The sequence below is a fragment of the Undibacterium sp. Di26W genome (assembly GCF_049340265.1).
Lineage (GTDB): Bacteria > Pseudomonadota > Gammaproteobacteria > Burkholderiales > Burkholderiaceae_D > Undibacterium.
On sequence record NZ_JBMPOR010000012.1, the window covers coordinates 92,110 to 105,527 of the forward strand.

The 13,418-nt window shown below is 51.6% G+C and carries 9 protein-coding genes; all 9 read right to left on the reverse strand.

Translation table 11 applies throughout. The features are described 5' to 3' along the window. Nucleotides 1-260: 260 nt before the first annotated feature. Nucleotides 261-488, reverse strand: a complete 228-nt coding sequence (locus tag ACO0LM_RS15590; protein ID WP_423038190.1) for a hypothetical protein — start codon at nt 486-488, stop codon at nt 261-263. Continuing rightward, the gene (locus ACO0LM_RS15595; RefSeq protein WP_423038191.1) at nt 485-2,371 is read right to left on the reverse strand and encodes a family 2A encapsulin nanocompartment cargo protein cysteine desulfurase; all 1,887 of its coding nucleotides are present in this window, start codon (nt 2,369-2,371) and stop codon (nt 485-487) included. The genes ACO0LM_RS15590 and ACO0LM_RS15595 overlap by 4 nt, the downstream gene beginning before the upstream one ends. After that, a complete protein-coding gene (locus ACO0LM_RS15600) occupies nt 2,346-3,275 on the reverse strand; it encodes a family 2A encapsulin nanocompartment shell protein (RefSeq protein WP_422984193.1) in 930 nt (309 codons plus the stop codon). Before ACO0LM_RS15600 ends, ACO0LM_RS15595 begins: the two co-directional genes overlap by 26 nt. Before the next feature lie 131 nt (nt 3,276-3,406). Then, nucleotides 3,407-4,390 carry a serine O-acetyltransferase EpsC gene (gene epsC / locus ACO0LM_RS15605; protein WP_423038192.1) on the reverse strand — a complete coding sequence of 328 codons (984 nt, stop codon included), beginning with the start codon at nt 4,388-4,390 and terminating at the stop codon, nt 3,407-3,409. A gap of 48 nt (nt 4,391-4,438) precedes the next feature. Then, nucleotides 4,439-4,957 carry a rhodanese-like domain-containing protein gene (locus ACO0LM_RS15610; RefSeq protein WP_423038193.1) on the reverse strand — a complete coding sequence of 173 codons (519 nt, stop codon included), beginning with the start codon at nt 4,955-4,957 and terminating at the stop codon, nt 4,439-4,441. A 494-nt stretch (nt 4,958-5,451) separates the two neighbouring features. After that, on the reverse strand, nt 5,452-6,735 hold the full coding sequence (locus ACO0LM_RS15615; protein WP_423038194.1) for an O-acetylhomoserine aminocarboxypropyltransferase/cysteine synthase family protein: 1,284 nt from the start codon (nt 6,733-6,735) through the stop codon (nt 5,452-5,454). A 332-nt stretch (nt 6,736-7,067) separates the two neighbouring features. Beyond that, on the reverse strand, nt 7,068-8,564 hold the full coding sequence (locus ACO0LM_RS15620) for a tetratricopeptide repeat protein (protein ID WP_423038195.1): 1,497 nt from the start codon (nt 8,562-8,564) through the stop codon (nt 7,068-7,070). A gap of 116 nt (nt 8,565-8,680) precedes the next feature. Then, nucleotides 8,681-12,511 carry a TonB-dependent receptor gene (locus ACO0LM_RS15625; RefSeq protein ID WP_423038196.1) on the reverse strand — a complete coding sequence of 1,277 codons (3,831 nt, stop codon included), beginning with the start codon at nt 12,509-12,511 and terminating at the stop codon, nt 8,681-8,683. A 641-nt stretch (nt 12,512-13,152) separates the two neighbouring features. Next, on the reverse strand, nt 13,153-13,290 hold the full coding sequence (locus ACO0LM_RS15630) for a hypothetical protein (protein ID WP_423038197.1): 138 nt from the start codon (nt 13,288-13,290) through the stop codon (nt 13,153-13,155). Nucleotides 13,291-13,418: the final 128 nt, after the last annotated feature.

Below are 13,418 nucleotides of genomic sequence, written 5' to 3' on the forward strand. Positions count from 1 at the left end.
CCACACATACCAGGTGTAACATCCATGGCCCGAAACCCGGATCAGCTTTACCATTTCATGCTATGGACGCTGTGAATGTCCTGACCTGGTTGCTATGCCGTTCGCGATCAGGGATAGGCAAAGTGGGTGCACCTGTTCGCCGACTCATCCTGATTGGTGATTGCCTAAAAAAAATGGCTCGCCACACTGCGCGAGCCTGAAAATCCTCTAGGGGTAAAGACAGCTTGAATATACCGTGTGTACGATAAAAAGTAAGCGAATTAATTCAGATATGCATATGCAGGACGCTGCTGCATTTCAAGTGGATTACAGCAGACCACAGCAGATTGCTGCCACCAAAGAAGGTGAATCTGCTCGATATGGATGTCACTCTCGCCTGTGCTGTGCTTGATTTCAGCAAGCATATTGTTGCTGATGCAGATAAAAAAACGCTGGCACACCAAGGCTAGCAGGCCTGGCATGACCAGCGTGTAAATGCCTTGCTTCAATTCCTTTTTTGATTTGCCAGACGGCGTACCACTGCCAGCAGGCGATCAATTTCTTCACATGTATTGTAGAACGCAAAAGAAGGACGTACCGTGGCCTCGACACCAAAGCGACGCAAGATAGGTTGCGCGCAGTGATGGCCGGAGCGGACAGCAATACCCTCTTCATTGAGTGCCTTGCCAACTTCTTCGGTCTGATACCCTTCCAGGACAAAGGAAGCTACACTGGCCTTTTCCTGCGCTGTGCCTATCAGGCGTACACCGGGTATGCTCTTCAAGCCATGCGTTGCGTATTCCAGCAAGGCATGTTCATATAGAGCGATATTTTCCAGACCCAGGCGTTCGACATAGTCAATCGCCGCCCCCAGACCCACTGCATCGGCAATATTGCCGGTACCGGCTTCAAAGCGTGCTGGTGCCGGTTGATATTGAGTACGCTCGAAAGTCACGTCAGCGATCATGTTGCCGCCGCCCTGCCATGGCGGCAACTGATCCAGCAATGCCTTCTTGCCATACACCACGCCTATGCCGGTAGGGCCGAATACCTTGTGTCCTGAAAACACATAGAAATCGGCATCCAGCGCCTGCACATTCACACGCAGATGTGACACCGCCTGTGCACCATCGATCAATACACGGGCACCGGCACTATGCGCCAGTGCAATAATTTCCTGCACTGGTGTAATCGTACCCAAAGCATTCGAGACCTGGGTCACCGCGACCAATCGCGTTTTGCTGTTGAGCAGCTTGCGATACTCGTCCAGGATGACCTGGCCACTGTCATCCACAGGGATAACGCGAATGACAGCCCCCTTCTCTGCCGCCAGTTGCTGCCATGGCACGATATTGGCATGGTGCTCCAGCTGCGACACGATGATTTCATCGCCAGCACCGATAAACTTTTTACCAAAGGTATTGGCAACCAGATTGATCGCTTCTGTTGCGCCACGCACGAAGATGATTTCATCTACCGATGCGGCTCCCAGAAACTTGGCAACCTTGCTGCGTGCATCTTCATAGGCATCAGTCGCCCGCGCTGCCAGTTCATGCGCTGCGCGGTGGATGTTGGAATTCTCATGCTGATAAAAATAGCTGAGCCTGTCTATCACCGACTGCGGTTTCTGGGTTGTCGCCGCATTGTCGAACCACACCAGTTGTTTGCCATTCACCCGTTCTGCCAGGATGGGAAAATCCCGGCGCACCGCATTGATATCAAATGGTGCTGCCAGTGCAGGGTTGGCCGCCCGCGGTGCGGTATCCCAGTAATCCTGCTCGCCCTGTTGAAAATAATACGCAGGACGCGCATCTGTACCTGCCCCTACGCCCGTTGCCGCTGCCGGGGCGGATTGAGTGGTGGCCGGATACAACTCTCCCAGCAGTTGCTGTAACTGATCTTGTCCTGGCAAACCAAAAGAGCGCGCCTGCGTCTGATCCGACTGCTTGCCAGTCCCCTGCGCAGCGAGACCATCCAGACTGCCATCTGCCACCGGATAGCCATTGTCTTCACCGATAAAATAATAGGGTGTAGTCGATACAGCTTGTGTTGCATGTGCAGCTTGTGTTGCCGGAGGCGCGCCACCGGCCTGTGGACGTGACGGTGCAATACTGCTGCCACCGTTCTGTGGCACGGCGCTCGCATAAATGGATGGTTGTGTATGCGCTGCACCGGCATTGCTGCTGGATTCGCTGACAGAAGATACGCGACCGGGTGCAGCAGGTACAGGTGCACTGCCCGCTTCCGCAAAACCCGGCAAGAACTGTGCCGCAGCTTGCGCCGCCCCCGGCACCAGAGCAAAGAACTCCGACGCCATGCGATTCAGCAAGGCTTCATCCGGCAAACCTGCATTTGCCGCGCCAGTATTACTTGTAGGTGTCAGGATAGTCATGGTACTTACCGATCTCTACGTCATCCAGAACAGCAACCGCATCATCCGTCAACACCGCCAGCGAGCAGTACAGGGAAATCAGATACGACGCAATGGCATTGCGGTTGATGCCCATGAAGCGCACCGACAGGCCGGGGCTTTGTTCGCCAGCCAGACCAGGCTGGAACAGGCCAACCACGCCCTGACGTTTTTCACCTACGCGTAACAGGATGATCTTGGTCTTGCCATCTTCAATAGGTAATTTGTCTGAAGGTACCAGCGGCACACCGCGCCAGGTCAGGAATTGGGAACCAAACAAACTCACCGTTGGCGGTGGCACACCACGGCGTGTGCATTCACGACCAAAGGCAGCAATCGCCAGGGGATGGGCCAGGAAGAAGCCAGGCTCTTTCCAGACTTTGGTCAACAGATCATCCAGATCATCGGGAGTAGGTGCACCGGTCAGTGTGGAAATACGCTGCTCATCATGCACGTTCGCCAACAAGCCGTAATCAGGATTGTTGATGAGTTCGCTTTCCTGACGTTCCTTGATGGTTTCTACCGTCAGGCGCAGTTGTTCCTTGATCTGGTCATGCGGGCTGCTATACAGATCAGAAATGCGGGTATGTACATCCAGTACGGTTGCCACCGCATTGAGGAAGTATTCACGCGGCTGTTCATCATAATCCACAAAGGTCTGTGGCAATTCGGACTCGTCACGCTGGGAACAGGCCACCCTGACATCTTTAGGATTTTTGACTTTGTTCAGACGATAGATACCTGCCTCTACCGGCAGCCATTGCAGCAAATGCACCAGCCAGCGTGGTGAAATGGTGGATAACTGAGGAACGGTTTTTGTTGCATTCGCTAACTGCCTGGCGGCGTTATCACTGAGTGCGAAATTACTGGAAGACACATCGGTCATTGCTTACTCCATAAAAAAATACGGTGGATCGGAACTGTTGAAAATCTCAAGAATAAAAATTTCAGGCACATCAAAAACAGGCAAAGCCTGTTGTAAAAAAAATCTGCGAGGTTTATATATGCCTGGTCTGCCTACAATGCAGGGGAAGGAAGTGCTCCGTGTTCATGACGCAGGCTGGCCTGGCTGACATGGGAACCGGCAGCCACATCATTCGTTACCCAGACATTGCCACCTATAATGGCACCACGCCCCAGCGTCACCCGCCCCAGTACGGTGGCACCGGCATAAATGACCACGTCATCTTCCACCACCGGGTGCCGTGGCAAGCCTTTTTGCAACTTGCCTTCGTCGTCAGTAGGGAAACGCTTGGCGCCCAGGGTCACGGCCTGATAAATACGTACTCGCTGACCGATAATGGCGGTTTCACCTATCACCACTCCGGTGCCATGGTCGATGAAAAAACCTGCGCCGATACTGGCCCCCGGATGAATGTCGATGCCGGTTTGGGCGTGGGCGATTTCTGCCACAATGCGTGCCAGCAAAGGCACGCCGGACTGGTATAACTGATGGGCTATGCGGTGGTGTATCATGGCCAGAATACCGGGATAGCAGAGCAGCACCTCGTCCACGGTACGTGCTGCCGGGTCACCCTGATAGGCAGAAATCACATCACTATCCAGCAGTGAACGAATCGCCGGCAATGCACGCGAAAATTCACGTACAATATGCAGGGCGCGGTCTTCGATGTGCAAATCTTCCTGCTCGTAATAACGCGAGGTGTAGCTGAGTTCCAGCCGGACCTGACTCAGCAGCGAATGCAGCACCGTGTCCAGCGTGTGGCCGACATAAAAATCTTCACTTTCCTGACGCAACTCAGGTGGCCCCAGGCGCATGGGGAACAATGCACCACGCAGGTCGGAAATGATTCTTGCCAGCGCATCGCGGGATGGCAATTCACGCCCGCCCGGTTCGGATGAACGTTGCTGACGACGTCGCCATGCATGCCTGACGGCCGCCAGTTCATTGACAACCTGCTCTACGCCAAACAGTGAAGCACGCTGATCCCTGACCGGCGTTACTGACTGTGTGGCTGTCTCTTCTGTATAGCTGACCATCTGCTTTTACCTTTCTTTTCTTGTAACAATGGAGCGGATGACGTCGCTTTAATCCTGTATCCACGGCAATTGGTGAAAGCGCCAGCCGCCAAGCTGGCCGCGTTGCTGGTCTGGATTCAGGTCACCTTCAAAGCCCTCTGCCACATTGAAAATATTGCTGAAACCTGCTTTGGCCGCGGCTTCAGCCGCAGCTGTCGAACGTTTTCCGCTACGACACAGCAGCAGGATGATCCTGGACTTGTCTTTGACCTTGGCTTCCAGTTCCTTGACGAATCTTGGGTTGCGGGTCAGCGCTGTGCCTGTGGCCCAGGGCACGTGAACGGCATCGGCCACATAGCCGACAAACTTGCGTTCTTCCGCCGTTCGCACATCTACCAGGATGGCTTGAGCGCTCTGTAGCAGACGCCAGGCATCGGCCGCGGCAAGACTGCCTGAAAACGCCAGGCCTGCTGCCAGGGCAGATGACCTGGCATTGGCCAGGGCGTGGTCTTCACTACCAGAAGACCTGGTTTCACCCGTCTGATTGGCAGACGGCAATTCGGTAGATGCATATGTAGAATCGGTCATAGAATACTCTGGCTAAGAACCTGTTTGCGATCTTACTGCGCGTACGTGATCGGGACTCATGCGCTGCTCAAAATGCTCATGTACTAGTGTACATTCCGCTTTTTGCGCTGCTCTTCATCCCGCTGACGCCCGCTCGCTACAGATCGTAAACAGGTTCTAACAACAAAAACGAATTTGGTTCGTAACAGAGTTTCAATGTACCGAATTTATCTAAGGCGTAAAACGAATAAAAATGTTGTTATTTATCTGAAAAACAGATATCAAGCTCCCTGCAGTAGCGGCACTTGCACTTAAAACCAGGGAGCGTATCCACTACGTGCAGGGAAGGTGGCAGCGTCGGTTTGGAATCAGGCATCGATGCAGGCAGCGAATTCTTCTTCAAACTGCAGATGCTACCGTTGGTGCCGGCATCAGCGGCAGACGACAACAGCTAAACAAGCAGAACGTATGTCGCTAACAGGTATACGTTCTGCAAAGCTGTTTAGCCAGGGCGATCAGGCAGCAGCCAATGCCTGTTCCAGATCAGCGATCAGGTCATCCACATGTTCAATCCCGATAGACAGGCGCACTGTATCTTCAGTCACACCGGCTTTCGCGAGTTCATCCGGATTCAACTGTCTGTGCGTAGTGCTGGCTGGATGGCAAGCCAGTGACTTGGCGTCACCAATATTCACCAGACGCGTAAATAACTGCAATGCGTCCTGGAAACGGCCACCCGCTTCACGACCACTATCGCGACCACCATCCAGACCAAAAGTCAGGATGCCTGAAGGTTTGCCACCCAGATATTTTTGCGCCAGCGCATGATCCCGGTGCTCTGGCAAACCGGCATAGTTGACCCATTTCACCTTGGCGTGCTGGTCCAGATAATGCGCAATCTTCAGGGTGTTGTCTGTGATCCTGTCCAGGCGCAGGGCCAGCGTTTCTATGCCCTGCAAAATCAGAAAGGCATTGAAAGGTGACAGCGCAGCACCGGTATTGCGCAACGGCACCACACGGGCGCGACCGATATAGGCTGCCGGACCCAGTGCTTCGGTGTACACCACGCCGTGGTAAGACACATCGGGTTCATTCAGGCGTTTGAAACGCTGTTTATGTTCCGCCCATGGAAACTTGCCGGAATCGACGATGATGCCACCAATGGAATTGCCATGCCCGCCCAGATATTTGGTCAGGGAATGCACGACGATATCGGCACCAAACTCGATAGGGCGCAACAGATAAGGGGATGGCACGGTATTGTCGACAATCAGCGGAACACCGTGGCGGTGTGCCACAGCGGCAATCGCTTCGATATCGGTGATATTGCCCAGGGGATTGCCTATGGATTCAACAAATACCGCCTTGGTTTTTTCATCGATGAGGCTGGCAAAAGATTCAGGATCACGGTAATCGGCAAAACGTGTCTCTATACCAAATTGCGGTAAAGTATGGGCAAACAGATTATAGGTACCACCATAAAGGTTGGAAGCAGAAACGATATTGTCACCTGCTTCGGCGATGGTTTGTATGGCATAGGTAATCGCCGCCTGCCCAGATGCCAGCGCCAGACCGGCAATCCCGCCTTCCAGTTCAGCCACTCTTTTTTCCAGCACATCGTTGGTGGGGTTCATGATGCGCGAATAAATATTCCCTTGCACCTTCAGGTCAAACAGGTCTGCGCCATGCTGGGTATTATCAAAGGCATAGGCTACCGTCTGGTAAATGGGTACAGCCACCGCACGCGTGGTCGGGTCAGGTGTATAGCCACCATGAACTGCTATGGTCTCAAGTTTCATCTATCTATCCTTATTGTGATGGTTAGCACTTATTTCAACAATAGATGTGAAATGAGTACAGTGGACCATAACAGTTCAAACAGAAATTGCAGTCCACTGGTTCGCTGATCATAAAAACTGTGCCCGCAAATCACAAGGAAGCTTTTCAGCTTTACATAGTTGGAAAATGCGATAACACCCGACATCAGGAATGATGTGAGTGACTTCATCAATGAGGATAAGATGCCTTGCAAAGAAAAAACGGCTTGTTAACAACAAGCCGTGGATACACGACATGGAGGGAGGAGTCTCCATGTCGCATAAAAACCGAATCTCTTTCAAACCAATGAATATCAGGGTTTGAGTATGCGCTGTGCCTGTGCTTTCTGTGCGTCCGACAGACGTGGTTCCAGTTTCTCAGCCGCGACTGCTGCCGGTGCGCGGCCCAGTTTGGCAGCCAGTTTCAACCAGACATAGGCCTTGACGGTATCTTCATCACTGTTTCGGGGTTTGTCGGCTGCGGCACCTTCTCCCTTGAGTAACATTGCCGCCAGATTCACCATGGCATCCGGCTGGCTCTGCATTGCCGCGCTTTGAAACAGGTTGCGCGCTATCCTCAGGTCCTTGCTGACAATCTGGCCAGTATAAAAATAGGTTGCCAGGGAATTTTGTGCATCCGGATGCCCCGCAATCGCAGCCTCCTTGTAAAAGGCCAGGGCTTTAGCCGGATCAGCGGCAACGCCCTGCCCCTGATCAACCATCAGCGCCAGGGCATACAGCGCCTGCGGTTTCTTGTGCTTGGCCGCTTGCTGATACCAGGCAAATGCTCTCGGCAAATCCTGTTTGACTTCATCGCCATAATAATAAAGATTGGCCAGGGACAGTTGTGCCGGTACGTAGACATATTCTGCCGCATTGGTGTAGAGCTTCACTGCCTCCTGGATGTCTTTGCTACCGCCATAGCCGGTCTGATAAAAACGTGCCAGTACGTAACGGGCCGGAACAAAATTCAATTCAGCCGCAGCCTTATACCAATACCTGGCTTTGACTGGATCTTTAGGTACGTCATAACCCGTCATGTAGATGCGCGCCAGCCGCAACTGTGCCTGTACACGCAGTGATGCCCGCTCCGGATCTTTGGGGTCGAATGGACTATATTGAGATGCATTAAAGCGGGCGTCCGCCAGCTTGTCATACCAGATCATGGCCTGGCGCGTATCGCGCGGCGCGCCTTGTCCATACAAATACATATTCCCCAGCATCACGGCTGCTTCGTCGTAGCCTATTGCGGAATAGGAAGTCTTGAACGCTTCCAGGGCCTTGGCATAATCGCCGGCATCATACGCGGCGAATGCCTGGTCCAGGGTCTTGTCCTTGCGGGCAATATAATTGCGACCAGCAGCAAAGTTTCTATCCGCCTGTGAACAGCCAGCACCGGTCTGCGAGCTGTCTTCTGCCGGAGTAATCAGACGCTCACCCCCTGCTGCCGAGCCATACGGACTGCTGTCGAGGAAACCTTCGGTGCGATCGCCCAGGCCTGGTGGTGCCTCCATACCCATATTGGTATTGTCGGTACTGCGACCACGACCTTCAAAATGGTCGAGATAATCATCGATGATCTGGTCTTGATAAGACGTAAAACTGAAAGCACATGAGCCTGCGGAGCTACGATCAAGACGTCTTACTGTGCTACCAGGACGCTTGGTCAAGCTACCAAATATGGTGACTGCAGTAATCGGTGTATCTGGAACAAATGTGGACTCTGTCTGTTGCGTCTGAGCATGTACCATCGGCAAACCCGACAAGCCAAGCATGGTCGCACTCAAGCACAATTTGATCGTGATTTTCATAGATTCCTGGATGTTACGCTGGTTAACGATACCGTGCACATGCATTTCAATAACAACAATGCAGGCTGGCTGATTTTATGTATCAGCCAGCCTGCATAGGCCACACCAGTGCTGGTTTAGTTTCTCATATTGACGCCTACCATGATCCTGCGGCCAGCGTAAGCATAGTCATTCAGGCTAGGGATACCGTTGGCAAAAGAAGCGTATTGCGCCTGGCTGCTGCTAGTGGTTGCAAGACCCAGGTTACGGGCTTCTGCAAACAATTCCAGACCATTCTTGAAACGATAGCCGATCTTGGCATCAATAAATGCCGTGGCATCCTTGAAGTTAGGCGCACCCGGGTTATACGGTGTGCGATAAAAACCACCACCATCGTTCGGATAGGTATAAGTCGATGCAATATTATTGCCGCAACCTGCGATACAGGTGAAGTAATTGGCTCGTGCCTGGTAGGCTATACGCGCACTCAATGCACCATCGTCATACCACAGGGACAGATTGGTGGTATAGCTCGATTCCAGCGTTGGCGGCAGAGAATCACCGCTGATCAGGTCACGTACGGAAATCGAATCGGATGATTTCAATTTGGAGTAATTGAAATCGACACCGGTATACTTGAAGTACCATGGCAGGAAAGTAAAGGCTAACTTGCCACCTATTTCTATACCCTTGCGTGTGGTTGCCGGACCGTTTTCCCATGTCGAATAACCAAACTCGAAATCAGACAGCTTCTTGCCGGTGACAGGGTCGACATCGTTGGTACCTGAGAACAAGGCAACGTTCGATTTACCAACAGCAATCGCAGGACCTATCTTACCGGTTTGTCTGAAAGTACCGACACTCAGCATCGTATCCTTATTGGGATACCATTCTGCACTCAGGTTTTGATTGATGTTCGATTGCGCCTTCAGATTTGGATTACCAATGGTGCCGGTACACCCCATATCTGCACCAGTACCGTCTGGATCAACGGCCCCTACGCGACGTTCGTCATAAGTACAAGTCCCGGTTGGCAACAGACGTGCGATCGGTGGCCGGGCAACTGTTTTGGCATGGTTATAACGGACTACAAATTTATTCGGGATGACCCACAGAGACAGGTTGGAAATCGGCAAAATATCCGTGGTGTTGCTGTCGAGTGAGGTATTCTTCATCAGAGTACTGCTCTGTACACCAGTGGCAATAGTCGGATTAGCCGGATCGAAGGAAGCTGTCTTGGTAATCGATGTAAAGAACATTTGTCCGGTTGCATGAATTTCAGTATTCACATAACGTACACCGAAGTTGGCAGCAAACTCCATACCGAATGGCAGATCATCCTTTTCAAAGTCCATCATGAAGTAACCAGCCTTGGTTTTTTCACTATTCTGGCTCACAGGCTGTGCATACACTTTGCCATCGCTGGCCTTGCACGACTTCATACAGTTGAAGTTCATGTTGGGCACGCCAAGCAGGTTGAAAGCCTTGGCAACATCTATTTGGCTCCAGCCATTGATCAGATTGGCTGGTCGATCTGGCAGGCCGGCCATAAATTGCGAAGACGCTGGTATCATGGACTGGGCAATCACATTCTGGAACTGCGCCTGAGTCAGCGTCGTGGTTCCATACAGAACGTTCGACAAATTGGTATTCGGTACATAACCATAATTACATGGCGCACCGCCTGCACCTAAAGATCCAGGTGTATTTTCACAACCGACAAAACTGCCGCGCAAACTATTGGTTGGCAAGACGATAGGCGCGACATAGCCAGCTGTGCCATAAGTACCGATTGCTGATTGAATCGTTGCACCACCACCACCCCAGCTTGAAGCGTCGCTGTCACGTAAATTGAAACCTGTCTTGATCTGCGTCAGCCAGGGCAATTTGTCGGTCATGTTATAAGTCAGGTCCAGCTTGGCGGTTTTCTCGCCGGTTTCTATCAGTTTTGGCGAATAAGATATTTGCGGTGCCTGTGTCAACAATGGCTGCTGCGCGATCGTGTACGCTGGTATAGCTGGGTTATTGATCGACGCTGCCACTGCCGCACGTACTGATGTAGGTGCATTCAGATTGGTATATTGTGCAGGATTAGCCTGGTCAAAAGTCGACGTCGCCGGGAAAGAGTAAGTCCAGAGACCGTTGGGCAAGACACTCAGGGTTGCCTCACCATAGGGTGTGCTCCAACTGGTGCGCTTGTCTGCACGGAAAAAATCTGATTTGGCGTCAGCAATAAAAAACTCTGCTTTCAACCGGTCTTTCTTGTAAAGGCCACCAGCCTGCAGATACGTAGACTTGGTTTCCATCGAGTTTTGTATCTGATCGGTGCCGGCTGATCCATCCGTGATGGTAAATTTTGTCACATGATGATTGGCATCCACGACCACAGAACCAGGTATGACATTGGCTACCGCGCCTGTGGCAGGTGCCAGGCCAGCGCGACCGCTGATATTGTCATACACATAGTAGCCAGAGCCCGGCACCGCAGTACGGACACCGGTAGCGGAATCGACAAAACTGACCCCTTGGTAGGTCGGCGACAGTACATTGGCATTGTTGATGTTCAGGCCGCCCAGACCATAAGTCAGGAAATTATCTTCGACCTTGCGGCTATTACCACTACCTTTGACATACACAGACAGATTATTGTCTACCTTGAAATCGAAACGCAGATCAAAAGATTTACGCTCTTCTTTTTGTCGTTTTTCGATAAAACGTACCAATGAAGGTGTGTAATCATTCCACTGGTTGAGACAGGTTTCCAGCTCAGAAGTGCGTTGCGCAATAGCGGCATTTCTCGCGGTAGCACCGTTCACCGCCCCGGACTGGGCGCTGGTCAGTGCAGGGAAAGTCGAATAACAGTCAGCCTTGGTCTTGGCCGCAGCGGACTTACTGACCAGGCTCATCGGTGTTTCAGAATTGAAGACACCACCAGCAGTCAATGGCGATGCCACGATAGGGTTGGTTGCCGCCAGATCAGTGGTGGATACTGTGCTGGGGTTGAAGGCGAAAGTCTTGTTGGGTGAATTATCAAAATCCAGGGAACGCGCATAGCCTGCGATACCTGTCGTGGATATCTGGGAAGAATGGCCATCGTTGGTAATTCTGGATGCAGACACGTTCAGCAAAACACCCAGACGACCGTCCAGATATTTATTTGCCAGCACCAGATTCATGTCGGGTGTCCATTCCTTGTTGATGGAATTCTGGGTGGTAGCCAGACGCAGGGACGCATATGGTTTCTTGAAATCCAGACCGGTACGTGTCGTGATGATGATACCGCCACCCAAAGAACCTTCGGTCATGTCAGCGGTCGAACCCTTGACCACGTCCACGCTCTTGATCAGATCAGATGACAACTGACGAAACTCAACCGCGCGGCCAAAGCCCCCACCATTCATGTCGGAACCACCAGCGGACTGCACGGCCTGTCCGTCAATTTCGACGCGGGTCAGGTCTGGTCCATTGCCGCGCACGGTAACGCTGACGCCTTCACCAAAGTCACCACGATCCAGTGAGATGCCTGAGATGCGGGAAATGGCTTCGCCTATATTTCTGTCAGGGAAAGCACCGACATCTTCAGCAACGATGGAATCTTGCGCAGTAGTCGCATGTTTTTTTCTGTCGATGGCAGATTGTTGTGATGCACGTGTACCGACCACGACGATAGTTGTTACTTCTTCGTCTGTGGATTTTTCGGCTGGTTTGGTTGGTGCCGCTGGTGCCGCAGGTTCTGCAGCCTTGCTGCCCTGGGTTGTTGCCGGCTTGCTGTCTTGCGCCAAGGCGAGATCATTTGCCATCATGGACGTCAGGGCAAGCGCGATGGCATAGCTCAGACGTTTCAATTTCAGACCTTCATTTGCGGCCTCATTTGCGGCCTCATTTACTGCCTTATTTGCTGCATTCCCAGTTGCGTCCGACGTACGCGACAAGTCTTGCCCTATACCCTTCTTGTATACGGTTTTCATGCTTTCTCCTGAATTATTCTAAGTATGCAATTTGTGAGTTATTGCATTTTTTGCGCTCGATATTGAGTGCTTATGGCGATCTTATTTGATTTGAAAATTTCATTTATATAGATTTTCTCGCTTAACGTATGTTGTTTTCATATAGCAATCAAACAACTGATCGATAGCAAAAAGTCGGGAAATCGCTTCCGTCGGTGTGAAGTAAAAATGATGGAAAAAACCTCCCCTCTTCCCATCTATCTGCATAGGGGAAAGGCCATATGCCCCGTCTTTGGAGCTTGAAGAATTGCGCTGTCAATGAAGCGAATGCCTGATCACATCACCGTCATACCCATCCAGAAAAAAACCGGAATTGGTGGACTGTGAACAACACTCGGGTCCATGCCAAACCATCGATTTGCAAGGTGCAAACCAGACCTGTTAATACCGTGATGCTGAGAAAAGCACATGTCGCCCGTAACACCCATCGGACTGACATTGGTATTTGAAGAACGAGCGACAGATAAATGCTAGCGCTATCAATAGCAAGCGTCAACTCACCGGCCAGTATCAGGATCTTGATCAATTTGTGCGTTTTCCCCTCTGAAACTGGTGCATTTTCAGTAAAATCGCATGCGTTTCTGAATCAAGCAGGAAAATGATTATTTGATCATGCGTGCATAAATGATACTGAATGAAAAAGTGGTATGTATGGCATCAATGGCCTCTATGATTTCAGAGACGATCAATAAGGCCTGGACGTAGAGGTCGCTTAAAAAACGACCTGTGGGTCGTCCCATCAGATTTTTCATTATTGCGCACTGCCCTGACTGTCGGTCAAAACAGCGCCCTGTCATCACCAATTTGCAGCGGCACCGTTTACCTGAGCCTGGCATTTTCTTTTGATGCGTTGAACATGCTGTAGATC